Annotated in this window: 18 protein-coding genes; 14 read left to right on the top strand and 4 right to left on the bottom strand. The window is 53.4% G+C overall.

Going from position 1 to position 24,965, the window contains the following annotated elements; all coding sequences use genetic code 11:
* Positions 1-115: 115 nt before the first annotated feature.
* Positions 116-2,779 carry a preprotein translocase subunit SecA gene (gene secA, locus CIK74_RS15715; protein WP_096257148.1) on the top strand — a complete coding sequence of 888 codons (2,664 nt, stop codon included), beginning with the start codon at positions 116-118 and terminating at the stop codon, positions 2,777-2,779.
* Here the strand turns inward: secA and CIK74_RS15710 are convergent.
* Both CIK74_RS15710 and CIK74_RS15705 read right to left on the bottom strand, forming a co-directional pair.
* Positions 2,776-3,291 (bottom strand): Rv3235 family protein, encoded by a 516-nt coding sequence (locus tag CIK74_RS15710; protein ID WP_096257147.1) that lies wholly within the window; start codon positions 3,289-3,291, stop codon positions 2,776-2,778. The genes secA and CIK74_RS15710 overlap by 4 nt on opposite strands.
* Positions 3,292-3,304: 13 nt before the next feature.
* Positions 3,305-3,964, bottom strand: a complete 660-nt coding sequence (locus tag CIK74_RS15705) for a LysM domain-containing protein (RefSeq protein ID WP_188685696.1) — start codon at positions 3,962-3,964, stop codon at positions 3,305-3,307.
* Between the two features lie 190 nt (positions 3,965-4,154).
* On the opposite strand from CIK74_RS15705, the gene CIK74_RS15700 reads away from it, so the two are divergent.
* The 5 genes from CIK74_RS15700 to CIK74_RS15680 all read left to right on the top strand — a co-directional run bounded on the left by CIK74_RS15700 (position 4,155) and on the right by CIK74_RS15680 (position 13,127).
* On the top strand, positions 4,155-4,706 hold the full coding sequence (locus CIK74_RS15700; protein WP_096257145.1) for a hypothetical protein: 552 nt from the start codon (positions 4,155-4,157) through the stop codon (positions 4,704-4,706).
* 88 nt (positions 4,707-4,794) lie between these two features.
* Entirely contained in the window at positions 4,795-5,460 is a 666-nt protein-coding gene (locus CIK74_RS15695; protein WP_096257144.1) for a hypothetical protein, read from the top strand.
* Positions 5,457-6,695 (top strand): chromosome partitioning protein, encoded by a 1,239-nt coding sequence (locus tag CIK74_RS15690; RefSeq protein ID WP_096257143.1) that lies wholly within the window; start codon positions 5,457-5,459, stop codon positions 6,693-6,695. Before CIK74_RS15695 ends, CIK74_RS15690 begins: the two co-directional genes overlap by 4 nt.
* 120 nt (positions 6,696-6,815) lie before the next feature.
* Positions 6,816-11,621, top strand: coding sequence for an NAD-glutamate dehydrogenase (locus tag CIK74_RS15685; protein WP_240520565.1), 4,806 nt, complete (start codon positions 6,816-6,818; stop codon positions 11,619-11,621).
* 9 nt (positions 11,622-11,630) lie between these two features.
* The gene (locus CIK74_RS15680) at positions 11,631-13,127 is read left to right on the top strand and encodes a PAS domain-containing sensor histidine kinase (RefSeq protein ID WP_096257142.1); all 1,497 of its coding nucleotides are present in this window, start codon (positions 11,631-11,633) and stop codon (positions 13,125-13,127) included.
* 66 nt (positions 13,128-13,193) lie between these two features.
* Here CIK74_RS15680 and CIK74_RS15675 read toward each other — a convergent pair whose 3' ends face one another.
* Positions 13,194-14,912: a LysM peptidoglycan-binding domain-containing protein gene (locus CIK74_RS15675; protein ID WP_096257141.1), complete on the bottom strand. Its 1,719-nt coding sequence runs from the start codon at positions 14,910-14,912 to the stop codon at positions 13,194-13,196.
* A 202-nt stretch (positions 14,913-15,114) separates the two neighbouring features.
* Between CIK74_RS15675 and CIK74_RS15670 the strand changes: the two genes are divergently transcribed.
* Positions 15,115-15,468: an Rv2175c family DNA-binding protein gene (locus CIK74_RS15670; RefSeq protein ID WP_096257140.1), complete on the top strand. Its 354-nt coding sequence runs from the start codon at positions 15,115-15,117 to the stop codon at positions 15,466-15,468.
* Positions 15,469-15,676: 208 nt separating this feature from the next.
* On the opposite strand, the gene CIK74_RS15665 is transcribed toward CIK74_RS15670, so the two are convergent.
* Positions 15,677-16,735, bottom strand: coding sequence for a polyprenyl synthetase family protein (locus tag CIK74_RS15665; RefSeq protein ID WP_096257165.1), 1,059 nt, complete (start codon positions 16,733-16,735; stop codon positions 15,677-15,679).
* Between the two features lie 196 nt (positions 16,736-16,931).
* On the opposite strand from CIK74_RS15665, the gene dinB reads away from it, so the two are divergent.
* From dinB to CIK74_RS15630, 7 genes are all read left to right on the top strand, one after another.
* Positions 16,932-18,110: a DNA polymerase IV gene (dinB, locus tag CIK74_RS15660; RefSeq protein WP_170947912.1), complete on the top strand. Its 1,179-nt coding sequence runs from the start codon at positions 16,932-16,934 to the stop codon at positions 18,108-18,110.
* 182 nt (positions 18,111-18,292) lie between these two features.
* The gene (locus CIK74_RS15655) at positions 18,293-18,679 is read left to right on the top strand and encodes a DUF3040 domain-containing protein (RefSeq protein WP_096257139.1); all 387 of its coding nucleotides are present in this window, start codon (positions 18,293-18,295) and stop codon (positions 18,677-18,679) included.
* Positions 18,680-19,094: 415 nt separating this feature from the next.
* On the top strand, positions 19,095-19,508 hold the full coding sequence (gene mraZ / locus CIK74_RS15650) for a division/cell wall cluster transcriptional repressor MraZ (protein WP_096257138.1): 414 nt from the start codon (positions 19,095-19,097) through the stop codon (positions 19,506-19,508).
* Between the two features lie 179 nt (positions 19,509-19,687).
* Positions 19,688-20,680 (top strand): 16S rRNA (cytosine(1402)-N(4))-methyltransferase RsmH, encoded by a 993-nt coding sequence (gene rsmH, locus CIK74_RS15645; RefSeq protein ID WP_096257137.1) that lies wholly within the window; start codon positions 19,688-19,690, stop codon positions 20,678-20,680.
* Between the two features lie 3 nt (positions 20,681-20,683).
* Positions 20,684-21,466 carry a hypothetical protein gene (locus CIK74_RS15640; protein ID WP_096257136.1) on the top strand — a complete coding sequence of 261 codons (783 nt, stop codon included), beginning with the start codon at positions 20,684-20,686 and terminating at the stop codon, positions 21,464-21,466.
* 76 nt (positions 21,467-21,542) lie between these two features.
* Positions 21,543-23,357 carry a penicillin-binding protein 2 gene (locus CIK74_RS15635; RefSeq protein ID WP_240520564.1) on the top strand — a complete coding sequence of 605 codons (1,815 nt, stop codon included), beginning with the start codon at positions 21,543-21,545 and terminating at the stop codon, positions 23,355-23,357.
* Complete coding sequence (locus tag CIK74_RS15630) at positions 23,351-24,934, top strand: UDP-N-acetylmuramoyl-L-alanyl-D-glutamate--2,6-diaminopimelate ligase (protein ID WP_096257135.1); 1,584 nt, start codon at positions 23,351-23,353, stop codon at positions 24,932-24,934. The genes CIK74_RS15635 and CIK74_RS15630 overlap by 7 nt, the downstream gene beginning before the upstream one ends.
* Positions 24,935-24,965: the final 31 nt, after the last annotated feature.

Here is a 24,965-nt window from a genome sequence, read left to right as displayed (position 1 = left end):
TCTTTTTCGCTTGTAGAACATCAAATCGCCCCGGGAAATAGCAGATTGTGCTGTTTCCCTCACGTAGACTAAAGACGCCAGAATTTACTGTGCTTGAGATATTGGGAGCTACCACGTGGCATCATTGCTAGAGCGTATTTTACGTACCGGCGACAAGAAGACTTTAAAGACTCTTCGAGCTTACGCCGACACGATCAATACGTTGGAAGACGAATTTCGCGAAATGTCGGATGAGGAGCTTAAAGCCGAAACCGATAAGTTCCGTGCTCGTCTAGCCGAAGGCGAGAAGCTCGAAGCTTTGCTTCCGGAAGCTTTTGCTGCGGTGCGCGAAGCCTCTGACCGAGTCCTTGGCATGCGGCACTTTGACGTACAGCTCATGGGTGGCGCCGCATTGCATCTGGGTAATATCGCTGAAATGCGTACCGGTGAAGGTAAGACCTTGGTTGCGACAGCACCGGCTTACCTCAATGCGCTGACCGGTAAGGGCGTCCACGTGGTGACGACCAATGACTTCCTGGCGCAGTACCAATCAGAGCTTATGGGACGTGTCTTCCGGTTCCTCGGTTTGAGCTGCGGTTGCATCTTGTCGAATATGGATCCTGCGGCTCGCCGTAAGCAGTACGAAAACGACATTACCTACGGTACGAATAACGAATTCGGCTTTGACTACCTGCGCGACAACATGGCCTGGAATAAGGAAGAACTCGTTCAGCGTGGCCACAACTTTGTCATCGTTGATGAGGTCGACTCGATCCTGATTGATGAGGCTCGTACGCCACTGATCATTTCGGGTCAGGCTTCGGGCGACGTAAACCGCTGGTACACCGAATTCGCTAAAATCGTGAAGCGCCTTGACCGCGATGACGACTATGAGGTCGACGAGAAGAAGCGCACCATTGGTGTGCTCGAAGCAGGCATCGAAAAAGTCGAAGACTATTTAGGTATCGATAACCTCTACGAGTCGAACAACACGCCATTGATCGGTTTCCTGAATAACGCCATCAAGGCAAGGGAACTGTTCAAGAAGGATAAGGACTACGTCGTAGTCAACGACGAAGTCATGATTGTTGATGAACATACCGGACGTGCACTTGAAGGTCGTCGTTACTCCGAAGGTATGCACCAGGCAATCGAAGCCAAGGAAAATGTCAGCATCAAGGCTGAAAATCAGACCTTGGCCACTATTACGTTGCAGAACTACTTCCGCATGTACGAAAAGATCTCGGGCATGACAGGTACGGCTCAGACCGAAGCCGCCGAGTTCATGGGCACCTACAAGCTCGGCGTGGTGGAAATCCCCACTAACCGCCCGGCTATTCGAAACGATCAGGCTGACCTGATCTATAAGAATGAAATCTCTAAGTTTGACGCCGTTGTAGAAGATATCGCTGAACGTCACGCAAGTGGCCAGCCAATCCTTGTTGGTACCACCAGCGTGGAAAAGAGTGAGTATCTCTCGCGTCTGCTCGCTAAGCGAGGCATTCGCCACGAAGTACTCAACGCTAAGCAACACGCGCGTGAAGCGGCCGTAGTCGCTATGGCAGGTCGTAAAAACGGCGTCACCGTCTCCACCAACATGGCTGGCCGTGGTACCGATATTATGCTCGGTGGTAACGCCGAGTTCCTAGCCGTAGCGGAGATGGAACGTCGCGGACTAGATCCAGAGAATAATCCCGAAGAGTACAACAAATTATGGGACGAGGTCTTTGCGAAGGCCAAAAAGACCGTTGCCAGCGAAGCGGAAGAAGTCACCTCACTCGGTGGACTTTACGTACTCGGTACTGAGCGTCACGAATCGCGTCGTATCGACAACCAGCTTCGTGGTCGTGCCGGCCGTCAGGGTGACCCGGGCGAATCGCGTTTCTACCTGTCGATGACCGACGATCTGATGCGACGCTTTAATTCCGGTATGGCCGAACGCATTATGAACAATCCATCGATGCCAGATGACGTGGCACTCGAATCAAAAATGGTTTCTAAGGCAATCGAATCTGCTCAGGCTCAGGTTGAAGGCGTAAACGCCGAACAGCGTAAGAACGTGCTGAAATACGACGACGTGATGAACCGTCAGCGTGAAGCAATTTATGCTGATCGTCGTGCCATCCTAGAGGGTGCCAATATCGACGAGAAGGTAGGTCACTTCCTCGAAGATGTTGTCACCGCCATGGTTAATGAAGTGACTTTGGTTGGTAATCCTGATGACTGGGATCTGAAGCAGCTATGGACGAACCTCAAGCAGCTCTATCCCATCGGCTTGACCATCGACGAGGTTGTCGAAGAGGTCAACGGGCTGGGGCATCTAACGCCAAAGTTCTTGGAGACGGAAATTCTTTCCGATGCTAAGTACCAGTATGAACTTCGTGAAAAAGCCATTGGCTCTGAGGTTCTGCGTGATCTTGAGCGCCGTGTAGTGCTTTCTACCATTGGACGTAAATGGCAAGAGCACCTCTACGAAATGGATTACCTCAAGGAAGGCATCGGCCTTCGTGCCATGGCACAGCGTGACCCATTGGTCGAGTATCAGCGCGAGGGCTTCACCATGTTCCAGACCATGATGGAATCCATTCGCGAGGAAAGCATCGGAACATTGTTCAATCTCGAAGTTCCTACCAGTAGCGAGACCAATACTGACGGCCCTGCGGCGGTACAAACGCCAGCTTCTCCAAAGAACTTGCAGTTCACTGGGCCCGACGAAGACGGTGAAGCTAGCACTCAGGCTGAACAGGCTTCCAATCCCGCTAAGGCAGCCAAGAAAAACAAGAAGGCCAAGCGCCGCTAAATTGTTTCGACGCTTGTGATCTGCCACCGTCCGTGCCATGGCTCAATTCTGAGAGCTACGGCGCGGACGCGGTGTTTAAACGCGATAATTACCGAACATTCATAGGCTCCAGAGAGTGTGGGCCAAAGGTGCAGTGATCGGACTTGCCCATGACTCGTCCCGGGTTCGGGCTGAAGTGTATATCCTCCGGTTTGCAGAATCGCTTGGGCACGAAGTTTCTTCACGCATTCGGGTTCCATAACAAACGCTAATTGACCCACCGAGCGGTAACCGGCGATGATCTCAAAGACGGCCCGAGACACAGCGTGTGAGAGCTCGATTACGGTTTTGCGTTCGGAGGTAGTCACCGCATGGCGGCGGAAGATCCGATCCATTGCCAACGAAATTTGCTGGGGCGATCTCGCTTTATTATTCTCACGATGTCCTGAAGCGATACGCAGCGGAACATTGGCGCAAGTTTGATTGGCCGATTCGGTCCTGAGCTCGGTGATCGTGTCTGATTCAATACTCACTTTGGTTTCCTCCTTAGTTGATAACGGGTAGTTTCAGCTCAAGACCGAGCTGGAGCATATTCGGATCTTCTCCAATCACCTCGCGATTCATCTCGTATATTTGCGGCCACAACTTGGCAATCTCTGCAGACGACCCGTCGCTGTGCAACATTTGTTGGGCAATGCTCCACAGCGTTTGCCCTGACGCAACGATCACTACTTCCTTATCGGGTACTGGCCGATTGCGCTCTTTTCCCGAACCCATCAACCGATTCATCGGAATACTTAGCGAGCCGGGCAACCAGCCAGGGGTGGGAACAGTCGTATTCGGTTGTGCGTTCACCGCAACTCTGTCATCTGAAAACGCCGCAAGTTCTTCGCTCTGAGAAGAGGAAACTTGCGCAATGGCAGAGGGTGCGGCTTGGGCGAGCCCGGTAGAGGCGAATGCCAAGCTAGTGCCCACAACGGAGCCTAAGATCCGACGGGTCAGCGTTGGGGCTATCTGGCAAAAGAGTTCTAAAAGTCCGGTATGTCCGCGTCGTGCTGCGAAGATAGCGATGCGCAGCGTTGCGTAGGCGAGAAGACCCGTTAACACACAGATGCCTGCCGCACAGAGAAAAAGAATCAATGAGTTCTGCAAGAGGTCGCCGTCCGCTTCGAAGCGCGGACCGGTGGAACGTACCCAATCGAGCACGGCAAGGGCAACTACAGAGCAAGCAGAGACTAGCAAACAAATGATGAAGGTCCTCCTGTGACGGATCATTGCTTTGCCTCACTTAGTTGAGTTAGATGCAATTTGATGTTATTAGATATCGATCATGACACTTTAAGTCAATTTAGGGAAGAGGGTTTCGCAATAAACTCTTCTCTCGTACAGTTGGCGCATGCGGTGGGAATCTTTCTTTGAAGACCTTGAGGCGCAAGCGGAAGCACAACATGCAGCGCAATTACGCGATGAAATAGCTGAAGGTATCCGAGTTGAGCGCGCTACCGAAAACATGCGTAACCGTCTGTTGGAGATGCAGAGCTCAACCGTGGACGTCAAGCTGACCGGGGGAGTAGAACTCAATGCCCGGCTCGGACCGGTTGCCACCGAGTACTTCTGTTTGGAAAACGACGGGACGCGATGGTTGGTTCGCTGGCTAGCATTACGGTCGCTCGGAGTGCCATCGATGAAATTGAATCAGGGTGGCCGTTTATCCCCGATAAAATTTGCGGCCGTAGTTCGTGGCGTATTACGCGATCGGCAACGAGTCGTTATTTACGATGTCAGCGGCCAGCTGGTTGCCGAAGGAACATTGTGGCAGGTAGGCGCAGACTTCCTCATCATCGCTATTCATCCGCGCGATGAATATGCACGTGATCGCAATATCACTGGCTATCAACTTTTACCTTTGGAAACCATAGGATGGCTCCAAGTCGCAGGGTCGACTTAATCCACACCCTCACGGCAAAGGGTTCACAGCGTGCGCAAGTTGTCGTAGGCTCGCGAAATAAGCAACTAGCGCGGTCAAAGGATAAACAATGATTGGTGAACAGAGTAGTAGCGCATCTCGTTCAACAACAGCGGCCCGGGTCAAACGCCCTACCTGGAAGGATCCTCGACTCGCTCTGGGTGCAGTACTGGTGGTCGCTTCGGTGGTTGGCACCGTATATTTGGTCCGCGAGCTGAACCATACGACAGAGGTCTATGTCGCAGGTGCCAACATCACACTAGGGGAGGAGCTAACGCTTCAAAACCTCAGGATTGAAAACGTCCAACTTGGTGAGTCAGACACACAATATCTAGCAGCGAACCCGGAATTGATCAGTGAGGCACGCGCCAATACGTTTATCGGAGCAGGAGAGTTCATACCGAACTCCTCGATCACGCACAATGATTTAGGCTCACGCCGTCCAATAAATATTGAACTTCCAGCAGATCTAACACCCGCTATCACTCCGGGGAGTTTTGTGGACGTGTGGATCGCGCAGCGTGAAAAAGCAGGATCAACCTATGGAGTGCCAGAACAACTAGCGAGCATGGTTGAGGTCTCTGCCAGAGTGGCCAGAGCTGGCGGACTGGTGAACCAAACCGGTACCAATCTGGAACTGCTCGTCGAACCGACCCACCTTGAACCTTTGCTCCAAGCGCTAGCTAACGAATCAAGAATTATTGTTATCTACAATCCTGCCGGAACCCAGCAATGAGTATCACCGTCGTTGTCTTAGGAAATGATGAGCATGTGGTGCGCCAAATCGAAGGCTACCGAGGCGAGCTTATGGTGACACGCGTGTGTGAAGATGTTGCTGAAGCAATTGCAGTATGTGCTGTTGGCGCGGTAGACGTGCTGTTGGTTTCGGGCCGAGAGCTTTTGCCCCCTGTTGAACAGATTGATGCGATAGCCGCTCTCCAAACTGTCTTGGTGCTCCTTGACGACAAGCCGCGGACCGAGAACATAATTACCGGTCTTCTGGAAGTTGAACCAAACATCTCGATGATTGAATTAGAACCACTTGTACTGCGAACGCTTCGTGAACTGACCCATCCGGCGAGATCAGATACCGGGAACTTAGCGCCAAACGGTACGGAAACCGATGACGCGACCGGAAAAATTGTGTGTTTTTGGGGAGCGCCAGGTTCGCCAGGGCGAAGCACCGTTGCTTTGAACTATGCGGTGGAAGCAGCCCTTGCAGGGCAATCGGTGGTGATCCTAGACGCGGACACTTTCGCTGCCTCGATTTCGATACAACTGGGATTATTAGATGAGTCTGCGTCAATCGCCCAATTGTGCCGAGTTATTGATTCGGGATCCAAAGAACCAGCCCGTTTGGCTGCAACATGTCTTAGCGTCGAGGTTGCAGCGGTAGTCATCAAAGTGGCTACCGGTTTACCTCGAGCAAGCAGGTGGCCAGAAGTACGTGCGTCAGCTTTACGCCGTGCCACCGAAGTGCTTCGTGAACATCATGATCTGGTGGTGCTGGATGTGGCATCACCCATCGAATTAGACGAGCAACTCAGCTTTGACACGCAAGCACCGCAGCGGAATGCGGTAACTGTAGAAATGCTGCGTAGTTCTGATGAGGTCTTCATGGTTGTTGCAGCCGATAGTGTGGGAATTCCTCGTGCACTTCGAGCCATCGATGAGTTTGAAGAACAAATACCGGGCGTTGAACTTCAAATTCTTTTCAACAAGCTTGGCACTGCCAATACTGGTCACAGCCCCAAACGCCGTCTTTTGGAAGCATGGGACCGGTTTGGACCGCGCCATACTATTGCTGGCTATCTCCCACAGGACACCGTGAGCTGTAACGCCGCGTTGCTTGCTGGATCACCTTTGGCTGAAATTGCCCCCAAAAGTACATTGCGTACTGAAATCAAGGGTTTGGTGGGGATTAAATCTTTGGATAAGAGGAAGAAACGGTTGAGTCGTCGATTTGGCTAAAGGCATGAACTTGACCAAACGAAAACACGGTAGTGTGGATTACATCGGAGATCCGCAAAGACGCGGATTGATAAGAATTTCGTTCTTGGAGGCGTTCACTTGAACTCGTCGGAATCCAACATGTCAGAATCATTTATGGATGCGACACTCACCACGCAGTTGGTGGGCGAGTACTATGGGCAAACCGCGCAAGAGGACGTTGCGGCGTACACGCCCGACGAACTTGAAGCGCGAGTGGCTGCACACTTGGAAATTGGATATGGTCGTGACGTTGACACGGCTAACGTATCTATCACCCGCAACAACGGCGTTTCGGTGGTACATATCGTCACCGATGACATGCCCTTTTTGGTTGACTCCGTCACCGCGGAATTGGTTCGTCTAGCGGCGCCCATCCAGCTTGTAGTTCACCCAACATTCGTGGTCTCGCGTGACCGCGAGAGTGGGTTCATCAAGAAGCTGTCACACTCTGGATTACAGCATGTTGCCAGTGGAGATACTGCCGCACTGTCAGATCTCAGCACACTGACCTCCCTTGATACCCACACTAAGGTTGAATCGTGGATCTCGGTGGAGGTCGCTCGGGACCTGAGCGACGAAGAAGCCGTGACCATCGTCGAAAACCTAAATAAGGTTTTGTCGGATGTGCGTATCGCTGTCCAAGACTGGCCAGCCATGCTTGATCGTGCAAAAGACATCGCTGCAACATTGCCACAGACCGCAAATGCAGGGGACATCGCGCAACTAGATCAGGCCGTTGAGCTGCTGAACTGGATGTCTGATGGCCGCTTCACCTTCTTGGGATACCGTCATTACGATCTCAGCACCGAGCACGGTGAAGATGTTCTGGTTGCCCGAGAAGGCAGCGGTCTAGGTTTGATGCGTGAACTGGAGAATCAGGGTCCACAGCATTTGACTAAGCGCGGACGTGCCATGGCCCGCGATAAGAGCGCTCTGATCATTACCAAAGCCAACTCACGCTCCACAGTGCACCGCGGGGTCTACCTCGATTATGTGGGTGTGAAGAGCTTTGATGCTAACGGCGAGGTCAACGGCGAACGTCGTTTCATCGGCCTCTTCGCTTCGAAGGTTTATACCTCAAGCGTGAAGACCGTACCGGTGGTTCGTGAAAAGGTTGAAGCAGTACTAAAAAACACTGGCTTTGCTGGCGATTCGCACTCGGGCAAGGACATTGTCACGATTCTGGAAGCGTACCCGCGCGATGAACTATTCCAGATTTCAATTGAAGAACTCACCGAAATCGCTTTGGGTATTCTGCGACTGCAGGAACGTCGGCGTACCTCGGTCTTCTTGCGCACCGACTCTTACGGGCGTTTTGTGACCGCAATGGTGTACCTGCCTCGTGACAGATTCTCTACCGATGTGCGTCAGCGTATTGAAAAGGAACTTGCCTCAAGCTTCAACCCGGTATCCACCGAATACGAGGCACAACTTGGTGCTGGTGCGCTGGTTCGTCTCTTCTACCGCCTGCGCCTGCAACACCACGGGCTTGCCCCGGTCGTGGACCGTAAGGCGCTGGAAGACCGTATCGCTAAGGCTGTTCGTTCGTGGAGCGATGCGATCACGGACACCGCACGCCTTAGCCTCTCTTCGGGAGATGCTAACCAGTTGGCAAATGCTTGGGCCGGTGCTTTCCCCGAGGCATACAAGGTGCAATTCGAAATTGAAGACGCACTGGCCGACATCGATTTGCTCACCGAGTTGAATGCCCCGGAGCATCAGGGTCCGGTAGTTTCGTTCTACGACGCACCTTTTGATGAGAGCTCTCCGGTCACCAAGCGCATGAAGATCTTTGTTGATCGTCCATTGCTGCTCTCGCGTATCCTGCCTGTGCTTCAAGATCTGGGACTGGATGTCGTCGACGAACGACCATTCGAGTTGAGCCCAGACGGTCTGGGGGAACGCTATATCTATGACATGGGCTTGCAGGTTGATCCCGACGTTGATTTCTCTGCCATCGAAGGCAAAGTTGCCGACGCATATTCGGCAGTGGTTCGTTCGGCAGCTGAATCGGACAAGCTAAACGCACTAGTACTGCGAGAAGGCCTCACCTGGCAAGAAGTGGCGATGCTTCGCGCCTACGCTCACTACCTGTTGCAGCTGGGCGTCTCGAACTCCACGGGGTTCATTGCTTCGACTCTGGTGAACAATTCCGCGGTAACTCACGGAATCGTTGCACTGTTCCAGGCAACCTTTGATCCTTCCTTGTCCGCTGAGGCTTCGACTTCGGCACGCGACCAAGCACATGCGCAGATCACCGAGGCACTGGAGAACGTACCGACTCTGGACGCCGACACTCTTCTTCGTCGGTTCGTAAAGGTCATCGAAGCAACCAAGCGCACCAACTACTTCGCTGATGGTGTGGCGCTCGCTTTCAAGTTGGCTCCAGAAGAAATTGACTTCGCACCATTCCCACGTCCAAAACACGAAATGTGGGTCTACTCGCCACGTGTAGAAGGCGTTCATTTCCGATTCGGCGCGGTGGCTCGTGGCGGCCTGCGCTGGTCGGATCGTCGAGAAGACTTCCGCACCGAAGTACTGGGTCTGGTCAAGGCACAGATGGTAAAGAACTCAGTCATCGTTCCAACCGGTGCCAAGGGTGGTTTCTACGCTAAGCAACTGCCTAATCCTGCCGTGGACCGTGCAGCGTGGATGGAAGAAGGCAAAGCTTCCTACCGAATCTTCATCAAGACCTTGTTGGACCTGACGGACAACTTGATCACCGATGAAAACGGAGAACACGTTGCGTACCCGGAGAATGTAGTGCGTCGCGACGGTGACGATACATATCTTGTTGTCGCAGCGGATAAGGGAACTGCAAGCTTCTCCGATATCGCAAACTCGATCTCGCAAGATAAGGGCCACTGGTTAGGCGACGCGTTCGCCTCCGGCGGGTCGGTGGGCTATGACCACAAGGGCATGGGAATTACCGCTCGTGGTGCATGGGAATCGGTCAAGCGTCACTTCTTCGAGCTGGGTGTAGACACACAGAGTGAAGAATTCACCGCCGTAGGCGTGGGCGACATGTCCGGTGACGTTTTTGGCAATGGCCTACTGCGAACCCGCACGGTGAAGCTGGTGGCAGCCTTTGACCACCGCGATATTTTCTTGGATCCAAATCCTGAGCCAGAGGCAGCTTTTGTCGAGCGTCAGCGCTTGTACGATCTACCTCGCTCTAGCTGGGCTGATTACAATAAGGACTTGCTCTCCGAAGGTGGCGGGGTCTACTCCCGCAGCCTGAAATCGGTCCCCATCAACGCACAGGTTCGTGAAGTTCTTGGCTTGGACGCTTCGGTGACCAAGATGAGCCCTAACGAATTGCTCAAGGCCATCTTGTCGGCCCCGGCCGACTTGTTATACAACGGCGGTATCGGCACGTATGTGAAATCTAGCGCCGAAACTCACGGGCAGGTTGGAGACCGTGCAAACGACGCGATCCGCGTTGATGGACGAGACATCCGAGTCAAGGTTATTGGTGAGGGCGGAAACCTTGGCATGACCCAACTTGGCCGTATCGAAGCCGCGCAAAATGGTGTTGTGCTCAACACCGACGCGATTGATAACTCGGCTGGTGTTGACACCTCTGACCGCGAAGTGAATATCAAGATCTTCGTTGATCGCCAGATCAAGGCCGGCCAGCTGACCGCTGAGGAACGAAGCGAGTTCCTCTTGTCCATGACCGACAACGTAGGCGACCTGGTCTTGCAGACCAACTTCGATCAGAACGTATTGCTACTCAACGAGAAGCATGCAGCGAAAGTTTGGGCTCCAGCTTACGAACGACTCATGCAGTGGTTGGAGGAGCACGCGGATCTGAATCGTGAATTGGAATTCCTTCCAAGTAACGAGGAACTCGAAGAGCGCAAGAACTCCGGTGGAGTAATGACTGCACCAGAAATTTCGGTGCTCGCCGCCTACGCTAAAATTCAGCTCGCCCACGCGTTAGCCGAATCAGACCTGGCAGATGATCCGTACTACGTTGCAACGTTGCGCCGCTACTTCCCAGAACAGCTCGTTGAGCGTTTTGGGGACCAGTTGGAGACGCACCCGTTGCGTCGTGAAATCATTGCGACGGTTGTCGCCAACGACATGATCAATATCGGTGGCGTCACCTATGTCTTCCGTGCCATGGAAGAGACTGGTGCCAATGAGGTCCAGATCGCAAAGATGTTCACCGCACTGCGCGATGTATACGGCTTCGACCGTCAGTTCGCTGCGATCAACGTCCAGCGGGCCGGCACGGACGTCGAATACTGGGGACGTCAGCACCATGACATGCGCCGTCTGCTCGATCGTACGACCCGTTGGTTCATCAACCGCGTCGATCAGCAGCAGCCGGTAGATGACATCGTGCACACCTACGAGCCGATTGTCAGCCAGCTACGTAAAAGCTTGCCGACCTTCCTTGTGGGCTCGGATCTTGAGCGATACACCGAATGGCAGCTAGACGCCGTCAGCAATGGAATCGATGAGCATCGGGCCAGCATGTGGGCCTCGCAGTTTGAGTCCTACACGTTGCTAGATATTGCCGATCTAGTGGGTCGCTCAGAGTATTCAGCGCAGCAGATCGCTGAGACCTACTTCGTGCTTTACAACGAATTTGGTGCCGATGATTTGCTGAACCGAATCACCAAGTTGCCTCGTTCAGACCGCTGGCAGGCCTTGGCTCGTGCGGCAATGCGTGATGATCTGTACACGACGCTTGTGGACCTCACAGGCAATGTGTTGGATAACGGCGCACAGATTGCCGACCCGGCAGAGCGTGTTGCGGCCTGGGAAGAGGCAAACGCGGCTAACCTTGATCGTGCGAAGACAATGTTTGCTGAAGTAAACAGCCTCGGACGCGACGACATGGCGTCGCTGTCTGTAGCCCTTCGCCTTCTGCGTTCCATCGTCCGGAGGTAACACCCGCTAATGGCCCTCATTACCGAGCAACAACGTCAACGCGCAAATCTCGGGCCCGGTGATGAGGACTGGCTGCACCTACTGGTGGGGGACTGGCAACTAATCTCGGATCTAGCATTCGCAGACTTGGTTCTCTGGTTCCCCACCGGGGACGGTTCTTACGTGGCTCTCGCGCACGTAAGACCGTCAACGTCCCACACGGTATTCCATACCGACTTTGTGGGCGAACGGATCCGCAAGGATCTGCGAATGATGGTTGATCAGGCTTGGGAGAGCCAAAAGGTGCAGAAATCTGCCGAGCAACCAAGCGCAGAACTGATCTCCGGCCTGACCTCGGTCCAAGCGATCCCATTGGTGCGTCAGCATCGATCGGTTGCGGTGATCACTTCACACTTCGATCCAAATCAAGCTCGAACCCCCTCAAATCTTGAACTGGTGTACCGGCAGAGCGCCGATGACCTATTGACCATGGGCACTCGTGGTCTGTGGCCCGATTTTGCAAGCCCCACTGGGTCGCGTCGCGGTGCGCCGCGAGTGGGCGACGGGTTTATCCGACTAAATGTCGACGGTGTGGTGGAGTATGCGAGCCCCAATGCTGTGTCGGCCTTCCGCCGTTTGGGAGCAGCCGAAGTGCTCCAAGGACAACCGTTAGCAGATCTCACGATGGCACTGGTTAGTGACCGTCGTGTAGTCGATGAAACTTTGCCCCTAGTACTCCAAGGGAAAATGCCGTGGCGTACCGAAGTAGAGTTCTCCGGAGTGACGCTCTCGTTGCGTGCCATTCCACTTCGTGATGAATCCAAACGGTGGGGTGCCTTGGTATTGTGCCGAGACGTCACCGAACTTAGGCGTCGGGAGAAAGAACTCGTCACCAAGGACGCCACCATTCGCGAAATTCACCACAGGGTGAAGAATAATTTGCAGACGGTTGCAGCCCTACTGCGTATGCAGTCACGTCGTATGAGCTCCGACGAGGGTAAACAAGGCCTTGAACAAGCAATGCGTCGTGTCTCGACCATCGCCTCGGTACACGACTTCCTATCTAAGGGTCTGAACGAAACCGTAAAATTTGATGATCTTATGGATCGTCAATTCAGGCTGATCGTCGAAATTGCCTCGCCCGGCCAGCGTGTAGCAACCCGGCGTGAAGGTGAATTCGGGATGCTGGACGCCGATTTAGCCACTCCATTGTCGCTGGTCATCAACGAGCTGGTGACAAACGCGGTTGAACACGGGTTAGCGAACCGTGATGGTGAGGTCGGGCTGCTAGCTAACCGCTACAGCGGACACGATGGTAAAGACTGGCTACGAGTAGTGATCCAGGATGACGGGCATGGTTTGCCGGCAGGTCCACGGCGTGAAGGCTTGGGCCTACAGATCGTCCGCACATTGGTCACTAGCGAATTATCTGGTGAAATCCAGTGGATGCAGTCGGAACCGCAAGGGACCAAGGTCGTCATTGAGATGCCATTGCATCGACATCGCAGAGATCATCATAGTGTCTAAACAATTTGGCTGAGCACAAAAAATGCGGGTAAGTTCCGAAAGGAACCTACCCGCATTTTCTTATGTCTAGCTGTACTGCTTCATCAAAGATTTGACGCTAGCAACGTAGCGCTTGGTGTCTTCGAACATCCCGTACTTTCGAACTCCACCTAAGCCCTGGTAGTAGGATGCGATTGCTTCATCCAGGCTGTTGGTGTTATCCAAGTTGAAACGAATCGTAGCAACACCGGCTGCGACGTTGTCCTGAGGCTTCAGAAGGTTCAGATCGCGTCCTAGACGAGATGACATCCACTCGCCGGTACTTGGAATGACCTGCATGGTGCCAAGGGCGTTAGCAGGGGATACAGCACGCATGTCGAAGCCAGACTCCTGCATGGCGTGTGCCATTGCGAGCGACGGGTCTACTCCCATGCTGTTCGCAGTGGAACGAATTATTGCTTTCATCTCGTCGCGGCTTGGGACCGAGACGGAATCGAGGTAATTCTTATTCTCGTTGGCACTGTTCACGGTGGCATCTGGGTAGGTGCGGCCCAAGAAAGAATTACCGATCTTACGGTCCTTCTTCTTTTCAATGTTTCCATTTGGCGATACCGAAGAACCTGAGACTCGGAGTTTTTCACCGATCTTCAGCGCAGTCTGCGAGCTTACCTGCGGGTTCAAGTTCAGCAGCGCAGACAGCTTCATATCGTGCTGACCGGCGATGCCGCCGAGGGTGTCACCACTCTTGACAGTGTAAGTTGCGTTGCCCGACTTCTTTGGTGAGCTCTTCTTTTCGGTGTTTTTCGATTCCGAGGAACCGCCTGAAACAACGAGTTTATCGCCTGGGAAGATGTGCTTACCGGAGCTAATGTTGTTCTTGCTGAGCAAGGTCGACAGGCTCATATCGTGCTTGACTGCGATTCCCCCGAGGGTATCGCCACTCTTGACGGTGTAGGTCGAGGAGCCCGATGTTGATTTAGGGGAGCTCGACTTAGAGTCTGAGTTGTTGCTTGTTGACTTGCCAGAAACGGTGAGCTTATCACCGGGGAAAATCGACTTCGAAGCTGAGAGATTGTTTTTGCTAAGCAGTGTCGACAGGCTCATATTGTGCTTGACTGCAATGGCTCCGAGAGTATCGCCGTCCTTGACGGTATATGTTGCCTGACCCGAGTTCGAGCTATTGCGCTGCGAATCTTTCTTTGGCGCAGATGATTTAGAGCTCCCTGCAACGGTGAGCTTATCGCCAGGGAAGATCAAAGTGCTGGCAGATATGTCGTTCTTGCTCAACAGGCTAGACAGGCTCATATCGTGCTTGGCAGCGATACCACCTAGGGTGTCGCCGTTCTGCACGGTGTAAGAAGAACTCTGCTGGGTTTGCGGAGCAGACTTTTTCTTCGAGGATGACGCATTGCCAGGGACTTTGAGCGTCTTCCCGGCGACAATCACATCATTCTTGAGATTGTTGATCTTCTTTAGTTCGGAGATCGAAGTGTTGTATTCCTTGGCGATGCTCCACAAGGAAGCTCCCGGTTCAACTTTAATTTCCTTGGTGCTGCGCTGCGCAGGCAGACCAAGAGTTGAAACTCGTGAAGCGAGTAAGTGAGCTTTGATTTGGCTTTCAGCAATTTTTAGACTTGCTGGCGAGACGCTTTTAGGTGCAAGCACGCTCGGGCTCTGTGGAACTGAAACAGGTGCCGCGTGTACCGCTGGAGCTAACGCCAGACTGCCGATCACCGCGGCAGGTATAGCGGCGCCAGCTACGACGCCTAGAGCATGCTTAGCTGCATTGCTCGATTCGTGGGGCATGGAGTGAATCCTCAAATCAGTGGAGTAGGTAACAACTTCGTTCGCACGTCCTCGTTGGCAACGGGGCCAATGTGGTTCGTGTTGAAATTGTTATCAAAGTGATACATGAAAATTTACACTACTAGTGGGGCGCAAGGAAACCATTGTGGCGAGTCGGGAAGAAGTTTCTGCACGGTTTACCTTTTTGTGGGAACCTTAAGAGGTGAATGAACTTCAAAAAACCGTTGGCCAGTGGCTGACTCTTCCGGACTTAGCCGAAATTCTTGATGTCGATATCCGGGCAATACACCGGTTACTCGATGAACGAGCCATTATCTCTGTGCGAATCGGAGAGCGAAACGTGCGGTCAATCCCCGCTGACTTCGTTCTTGATGGTGCAGTCGTGGAAAGTCTTAAGGGAACGTTGTCGGTCCTGCTGGATGCTGCGTACTCGGATGAAGAAGCCATCACGTGGCTATTCACCGAAGACGAATCGCTTCCAGGGACTCCAATGAATGCCCTTCGTACTGGGCGCAAGACAGAAATCCGACGCAGGGCTCAAGCTCTAGCTTGGTAATTGAGCAGAACTAATCGTAAAGATTTCATAAAACTTTGGTCTCGAACGTGTTGTTGATAACCACATGTTCGGGACCTTAGTTCGTGCTGGGGTATTTGCGAAAACACATCGACGGTGCCCGGCAATCGAAGCTGGAAATAGCAGTGGCCGACTACGAACAAAAAGTTCGTGGTCGGCCACTGCCAAATGCCTATGAAATTAAGGTTGTTTACTTACTGCGTTTGGTGACGATGTCGCTGAGGTAATGCATCCCTGCCAACGACAAGTCCGCAACGGTGATGCGTTTGAGTGCGGTAAGAGACTGCTCCGTCAGTTCGCTAATACTCGCTTCGGTTTCCACAAGGGCTCCCGAGCTTTTCAAAATTGTGCTCATCTTCTCTACTTCAACGTCGCTCATATCGGAGGCACCGAGGCGGTCTTGGATGAAGTCTCGTTCCGCTGGGGCGGACTTTGCCAACGCATGGGCGATCAATTCGGTACGTTTACCTTCACGCAAATCGTCTCCCGCTGGCTTCCCAGTCACTGAAGGGTCACCGAAGACGCCAAGAACGTCGTCGCGAAGTTGGAAGGCTTCACCTAGCGGCAATGCAAACGCGCTATAGTTTTCTAGCAATTCTGCACCGGCATTAGCTAATGCCCCACCTAATAAAAACGGGTTCTCCGTCGAGTACTTTGCAGACTTAAAGCGCACGATAGTTCGAGCGCGCTTCACGGCTTCTGCCGGATCATAGGCAGAGCCGGCTGACTCTTCCAGGACGTCGAGGTACTGCCCGGCCATGACTTGCAGTCGCATCCTATTAAAAATGGATCGAGTCGCTGAATTGAGCCCATCAATCTCGGCAAATACTTCTTCACTCAGAGACAGGCATAGGTCGCCAGTTAGGATGGCGCTTGCCATTCCATAAGCGGCGGCGTCACCGGTTAGACCGAGTGATGAGTGCTGCGCTTCAAATCTCTTGTGCACGCTTGGCTGTCCGCGACGAGTGTCGGAATTGTCAATGATGTCGTCGTGGATCAGGGCCGCACCCTGAAATAGCTCCAGAGAAACGCCTAAACGAACGATATTCTCGTCATCTGGATTTCCTCCCGCGCCGAGGTATCCCCAGTACGCAAAGAGCGGACGCAGGCGTTTACCGCCACGTACTAAGTCTTGGATGCTGCTGACAATTTCAGTGGCGCTGGAGGTAATCTGAGCAACTTCGTCACCTTTTGAAGACAAGAATTGTTCCAGAAGCTTGGCGACCGCATCGGTATAAGTACGACTCATCTGTTCAGCTTTGGATACCAGAGCTGACAGAGGTTCAAGCGAGGACATGAAAAACCATTTTCTAAGCGTGAACTACTAACGGATACTGTCAACTCTACAGTCATCTTTGTACCGCGCTCACGGAGACTGGATCGGCGGACTTCTCAGGATTGTTCGTGGTCCGCAGAACCGTCGGGTCGCTCACTAGACTAGGGATATGGCAGATCTGGAAAATCGCGCAATATTGCACGTGGATATGGATGCGTTTTTCGTATCCGTAGAGCTTCGCGACCGACCAGAGCTACTTAATGAACCAGTCATAGTGGGATTCCCTGGTGGTCGTAGCGTCGTGCTTTCAGCATCCTATGATTGTCGCGCACGTGGGGTACGTTCGGCCATGCCAATGAGCCAAGCCATAGCCTTGATGCCTCAGGCCACGATCATTGAACCTCGACATAGCGTGTATACCGAAGTTTCGGCACAGATTATGAACTATTTTGAGACCATTACGCCGCTGGTCGAACAGGTAAGTATCGACGAAGCTTTCTTAGACGTGACTGGAAGTATGCGATTGCATGGTGGACCGGTAGCAATCGCACATAAGATCCGTGCGCATGTGGCAGAAGAACTGCATCTTCCTGCGAGCGTGGGCATTGCGAGAAACAAGTTCGTGGCAAAACTCGCCTCGACACATGCGAAGCCAGACGGCCTCATTGTCGTCGCTCCAGAGCGAACTACAGAATTTTTGCATCAGCTCCCGGTGTCAGCGATGTGGGGAGTGGGAAAGAAAACCGGGGAACAATTGCACGCCCTGGGAATTGAAACCATCGAGCAGTTGGCCACCGAGCCGCAATCCCGAATGATCCAACGCTTTGGAGAACATGGACGTTCTTTGCATCTGCTGGCCCACGGTATCGATAACCGTCACGTGCAAACTACCCGGCAGGAGAAAAGTATCTCAGCTGAGCATACTTTTGCTGGTGATGTGAAGGATGTCGAGGTGCTGGAGGAAGAACTGCTGAGGTTGGGCCACCGGATTGGACAGCGCCTAAGGGCCTCTGGAAAGGCCGCGTCAGGGGTGGGGCTAAAACTGAAGTATCAGGACTTTACCGGAGTGACTCGAAGTAGGGCTATGACGGTACCGACCGACTCCTCGGCGACTATAAGTCAACATGCCGTCGAACTGTTGCGCCGCATGACTCCGCTATCTCAGTCCGTCAGGCTGGTGGGTGTCAAAGCGGAAAGGCTAAGCGATCCTGAACTGGGAATACAGTTGAGTCTGGACCCTATAGAAGGAAAAACCCGTGAAGCTGAAAGAGTTGCTGACGAAATAAGCCAACGTTTTCCTGGCTTCGGTTTGTCTCCAGCTCGGTTCCTGCGACCTAAAGAAAAATAGGTCTGCCACTCACAATGATGGAGTTGCCTGAAAGTGCTGAAGATCAACTAGCAGGGGAGCGGCAAAAGAGACTATCCTAATAAGTAGGTAGCAAATACCGATTGGGAACGATTCCAAGTGGTTGTGCGTTATACCTGTAGGCGGTGGTGGACCGCTTCGGAAGTGATTGGAAGGAGAAGGCGATGCCCCTATCAGAGCATGAGCAACGTCTATTGGAGCAGTTGGAGAAGCAACTGCACGAGGATCGTCGCTTCGCTTCCAGCATGAAGGCTCCAGCAAGTACTGGTCGTCTTTCAACGCGCAACATTGCGCTTGGTGCGCTCCTGGTCATCGTGGGACTCGGTGGTCTCATCTTTGGAATTTCCCAGCAGCTGATCATTGTCGGTGTTATCGGATTCGCAGCCATGTTCGCTGGCGTTCTTCTGGCCCTTGCTAAATCGGCGGAAGGAAAAGTCGGTGGCATCAAAGCTCCGGCCAATTCCAAGCCATCGGGATCAGGAAATTCGCCGTTCATGAGCGGTTTGGAAGAGAAATGGAACCAGCGTAAGCGGGACCAGTCCGACGGATAGATTTTAGTTTTCGAGGTGTAACCCTTTGTGGGGTTGCACCTCTTTTTCTTTTAATTGACCTTCAACAGGCGCCGGCACAATTCTCGGCAGATTCCTAGGTAACGGGTTTTATGGGGTATTTGCCCACCCCCACTTTCCTCCCCGCACCCCTCCATAGTGCTCCCCAAACTTAGATTCCGCCCATAAACAGCGGTATCTCGGCCTTTTTACGTCAGAACTCCTTAACTGTCGGTCCATTCTTCCTTAGACCCTCCACAACAGAAGCTGGGAAAAACCCGCGAAATCAAGGCCTTTTTTAATTCCAACACCTCGCGAAAACGCGTTGTTTGCGTTGACAGTGGAGGGTTGTGGAGTAAAGTGGAGTGCAGTAGAGGGAATTGGGTAATTGGACCACTTTGCGGGAGAGGCGGTGTGCATGTTCCTTGGAACGTACACGCCCCGACTCGATGAAAAAGGTCGACTAATTCTGCCTGCTAAATATCGTGACGAGCTCTCATTTGGCCTAGTGCTTACCCGAGGGCAGGAACGTTGCATCTATGTCTTTAGCCAGCGCGAGTTTGAGAAGCAACATGAGCAACTAGCTCAGGCATCACTGACTTCGCGTAAAGCACGAGATTATGCGCGTGTGTTCTTGTCAGGCGCTTCTGATGAATTGCCAGATAAACAAGGACGAGTCACGATTCCGCAGGTATTGCGCAGCTACGGAGGGCTGGACCGTGAAGTGACGGTCATCGGTGCGGGAAACCGGATCGAGATTTGGGACTCCGCTGCCTGGCAGCAGTACTTGCAAGAACAGGAAGAAGTATTTTCCGAAACGGACGAAGACTAGAACCCTTGACGGGTTCCGGTATTTTCCACAGAAACAAGAACGCTGGGATGAGATCTCCAGCCACCTTGACGGTGACTTGCTCTGGTTCCACTTCCCCGGATCCAGATCAAAGTTCACTGACGCGAGGTTGGAGGGGGATCTGATTCCAGCGGAGACAACAACAGCGAAAAGGGGGCGCAGTGCCGAATCAAGATTCTCAGCGACCAGCTTCGGAACGGCATGTTCCGGTATTACTGGATCGATGCGTCAATCTTTTGGCACCGGGCATCGAGCGCGCCAATGCCGAGGGACGTAGAGCCGTTGTTGTGGACTGCACCCTAGGAATGGGTGGACACTCCGAGGCGATCCTTCAACGCTTCGACAATCTCCATCTGATCGGTCTTGACCGTGACGAGCAGGCTCACCAGCTTGCGGGAGCTCGACTTGAACCCTTCGAGGATCGAGTGGACCTAGTACATGCGGTCTACGACGAAATCTCGGATGTGGTGGAAGATCTGGGTTTCCCGGGAATCGACGGCGTACTTTTTGATCTTGGTGTTTCCTCATTGCAACTCGATGAGCGTGAACGAGGCTTTGCATATTCCTACGACGCGCCGCTAGACATGCGTATGGACACCTCGGTTGGTCCAACTGCCGAAGACTTGGTCAATGACCTGGACCGTGAGCGACTGCTACGGATTATTCGGCAATGGGGTGAAGAGAAATTTGCAGGTCGAATTTCTACAGCCATCGTAGAGGCACGAGCCAAAGAACGAATCACGACGACAGCCCAGCTTGTCGATGTGATTCGCTCGGTAGTTCCTGCTGCAGCAGCACGAACGTCAGGGCACCCCGCAAAGCGCACTTTCCAGGCATTGCGTATTGCGGTGAATGAAGAGCTTGACGTTCTGGAACGAGCCATACCTGCGTCGATGTCTTCACTAAATATTGGCGGCCGGGTGGTCGTCATGAGTTACCACTCACTTGAAGACAAAATCACCAAACGTCACTTCGTCAAGGGTTCTACCTCTTCGGCACCTCCGGGTTTTCCAGTTGAATTGGACGAGCACAAGGCCGAATTCAAGGTACTCACCAAGGGCACCGAGAAGCCGACAGAAGCAGAAATCGCAGAAAATCCACGTGCTGCATCGGCCCGCTTGCGAGCGGTCGAAAGAGTTCTGAAAAGGAGCTAGCCCATGACCCAGCGAGCCCAACGTCGAGTCACCAAGACCGCCGCAATGACCGCACAGACGGTTGTCGACGGTAGTGCTGCTCGCGCCGTTCGTCCGGAACCAGTGGCTGCAAGTGAACTTCCAGAGATTGATTCGCGTCAGCGCGTTACACTCTCACTCGTACCACGTATTAACGAGACCAACAAGCGTTCCATGTTGGTCATGGTGATTGCGCTGGTCGTCGTGGCATTCTCGGTGATTGTTACGCTTGTGCTGATGAACACGTCGGTAGCTCAACGACAATATGACATTGTGTCATTGCGAAACCAAGAACGCGTGCTCTCGCAAGAAAACCAAGCACTGCTCAAAGAAGCTCAATCGTTGTCGGCTCCGCAGGCGCTGGCCAAGAAAGCGAAAGCGCTTGGCTTAGTGGCACCGGGGGCTCCTGGCTTGGTAGATCTCAACGACAACTCCATCACCAAGTCGGCAGACAAGGCTGTGAAGGCGGAAGGCAATTCCGCTAACTACGCAACGTTGCCACTACCGGGCCAGAGCATCCGCGACAAAGCAAAGGCCGAAACAAAGAAGAGCGAGTCCAAGGCTCCAGTGCCTACTGTGGGCAATACCTCTAAAGATGATGCGAAGTCGGCTACTGATTCAGCGGACTCGAAGAATTCCACGAAGTCTGTAGTGAAAGACGAAACGACAACCCGCAAGGTTGCCGACGACGGACGCCCGGTCTTCAAAGATAGCGAACTCAACGGCGGCACGATCCCAGCACCAATGATCAAATCCCCGACGAACTAGCTTTCGCTTTCTAAGCTAGAACCACGACGGTAATTCTCGCTGTCAAGAAACCACGTTGAGGGGACTGAGTATCACCGTGAGCTCGACCGCACTGGACACAGCAAAAAAGCGTATGCGTTTTTTGCTCATCTTATCTTTGGCAGCACTCTTAGCAATCGCGGGCCGGTTGTTTTGGGTACAGGGAATTAACGCTTCGACCGTAGCTGATGCCGCGCAGGCAGACCGCCAGCGCGAAGAAGTCATCGCGCCTACTCGTGGTTCTATCGTTGATCGCAACGGCACGTTGTTGGCGGTCAGCGTGGACCGTTACGACCTGGTCATTGACCAGCGAGACCAGCGAGATGAGTTTCGCCGCGCCAAACGCGATGGCACCATCGGTAGCGAGTTCATCGGTTGGGATCAGGCGGTCAAGGAACTAGCCCAGATTCTCGACCAAGACCCAGCAGAACTTGCCACTTCCGTTCAGCCGCAGGACGGTGCTAAGCCCAAAGGCTACGTGGTCCTCGCCAAGGGGGTCACTCCAGAAGTCAAAAACGAAGTTATGGAAGTCGGCATCCCACGCCTGTCCCCATTGCTACGTAGCGAAAGACAGTACCCGCAAGGTGTGATCGCCGGACCACTACTAGGTTTTGTGCGAAACTCTGAGGATCAGACATCCGTGGTGGGTGCTGAAGGCTTAGAGCTGAGCCAAGAAAAGCATCTTAAAGGAACCGAAGGCAGTCGCAAGATTGAGGTCAGTGCCGACGGCGTCCGCATTCCGGTCACCGAGGTTGAAGAGACTCCCGCGGTTAACGGCCAAGACGTCATGCTGACCATCGACTCTGACGTCAATTACGTCGCGCAGCGTGAGGCCGAAAAGAAGCAGAAGCAATTTAACGCCCAATGGGTTTCGGTCGTTGTGAAAGAAGTGAAGACTGGCAAGATTCTTGCCATTGGCGACTCTGCCCAATTAGATCCCAATGATCCTGGCGCCACCGATCCGGAATTCCGTCGTTCCGTCTCCATTACCCGTGCTTTTGAGCCAGGCTCCACCGGCAAAGCTGCCATCTTTGCTGCGGCAATTGATCAGGGAGCGATAACGCCCAAGACCGAGTTCCGAGTTCCTAACAAGTACACGGTCACCAAGGAAACGATTAACGACTCCTTGCCACACGATACTTTCGACATGACTGCCGCTGGAATTTTTGCCCGTTCCTACAACACCGGCACGGTGATGGTCGGAAACAAGCTGACCAATAAACAACGCTATGACTACATGCGTAAGTTTGGGCTAGGGAGCCCGATTTACCTGGGCCTTAATGGCGCAAGCGCTGGACAGTTAGCGAAACCAGAAAATTGGGATCGCCGCCAGCAGTACACCACGATGTTTGGCCAAGGTTATTCGCAAACCGTCCTGCACACCGCCTCGATTTTCCAGACTCTAGCCAACGGTGGAGAGCGCATCGCACCGAGCCTCATCGAAGGTTATAAAAACGACGATGGAAGCGTAACCGAACCGGATACGCCTAAATCGAGCCGCGTTGTGAAGAAAGAGACAGCAAAAGAGATGCTGAAGCTCATGGAAGGTGTCGTGGAATCGGGCACCGGTACTAAAATGAAGATACCGGGATACCGCGTAGGCGGTAAAACGGGTACCGGACAGGCCGCAAGTGATAAGGGCTATGACGGGTACAGCTATTCCTTCGCTGGCGTAGCACCACTGGATGACCCACAGTACGTTGTGGTGGCAACCATGTACCGTCCGCAGGGTAGCTGGAAAAACTTTTCGGTCGCCGACACGTTTACTGAAGTGATGAGTCACGTGCTCAACACCTACAACGTGCCACCAAGCTCCACAAAATCAGAAGCGTATGACGTCTTCGTTGGTAAGGAACAAAAGAAACCTTGGTAGTTCAGGAATCAGGCACGCCACGCGAGCTGGAACATCATTTGCGACCTAGCACGGTCAAAGGAATCGACTTTGATCAGTTGCTAGAACCTCTCGCTGCAACCGCTCATGGGGCTGCTAACAAGCGACCCATTACCGGAGTGAGCCTGAACCCACAGATAGTTCAGCCCGGGGACGTATTCCTGGCCATCTCGGGTGCAAAACGTCACGGCGCAGAATTCCTAGACACCGCCCTAGCCAATGGAGCCGTCGCGCTGATCACCGATGAGTCGGGCCTCAATCTGTTGGCGGAACCGGCATCGATTCCGGTGGCAGTAGTCAGTGACGTGCGTAAAATTGCAGCTCGCGCCGCCAGCATGGTCTACGGTACAGCGAAGAACTGCCCCGAATTGTTAGCGGTGACCGGCACCAATGGCAAAACCACCACAACCTTTATGATTCGGGCGATTACCGAGGCCCTCGGATTACATGCAGGTCTTGTAGGCACCATTGAAATGTCTGCTCGCGGTCAGATTATCCCTAGCGTGCTCACTACCCCCGAGGCGACCCAGCTGCATGGTGTCCTGGCACGAATGAATGAACAAGAAATTTCTACGGTGGCTATGGAAGTTTCTAGCCATTCGCTGAGTTACGGGCGGGTAGACGGATTGCAGTTTGCCGTATCCGGATATACCAACCTCACCCAGGACCATCTCGATCTGCATGGTTCGATGGAAGATTATTTCCAGACCAAAGCGCAACTGTTTACCTCGGGCCATAGCCAGCGTGCAGTGGTGATGGTCGATGACTCCTATGGACAGCGACTGGCGCAGAACGCTTCAATTCCCACCGAGTCGTTGAGCCTTGATGCACATACCAATGCCGACTGGCACGTAGTGAACATCGCGCCCAGCGTATTAGGACATCAGTTCACTATCGTGCATCGCGATGGACGCGAAATTCACGCCCGCACCGGCCTGCCGGGACTCTTTAATGTCGCCAACGCGGCGCTGGCAACCGTGATGGTGCTGGCCAGCGGTGTTGCTCTAGAACAGCTCCAGGAAGCACTGAAGCAAGCTGACCCGCTGTCGGTATCGGTTCCAGGTCGGATGCAAGTCATCGGCGAGTCACCCGTGGCAGTAGTGGACTTCGCGCATAACTCCGATGCCATCGCCAAGGCCTTGGAATCGATGCGCGTCACCGGGCAAGGACGTCGAATTATCGTTTTCGGTGCCACCGGCGATCGTGACAAAACCAAGCGCCCGGACATGGGCGCCGTGGCGGCGCGCCATGCAGACATCGTCATTGTCACCGATGATGACCCGCATGGGGAAGATCCAGAACCAATTCGCGAACAGGTTGCCGCCGGCGCGCAAGCCGTGATCGACGCTGAACGTGCAGCGGTGCAGCTATTCAACATCGCGCCACGCGCTAAAGCCGTTGAATTCGCTGTGAGTTTGGCTGGAGTGCAAGACGCGATACTCGTTGCCGGTCGCGGACACGAAGTTAGCCAAGACGTCGCCGGTATTGACGTTGAGTTAGATGACCGCGTCGAACTGGCCAATGCGCTAAAGCTTCATGGATTTGTGACCATTTACTAGCTCACAGAAGTCCTCCTCACCCGCCGCTCAA

Source organism: Glutamicibacter sp. BW77 (assembly GCF_002332285.1).
Taxonomy (GTDB): Bacteria; Actinomycetota; Actinomycetes; order Actinomycetales; family Micrococcaceae; genus Glutamicibacter; species Glutamicibacter bergerei.
Note: the sequence above shows the minus strand (reverse complement) of the source record. Positions and strands in the feature narration are given on the sequence as shown.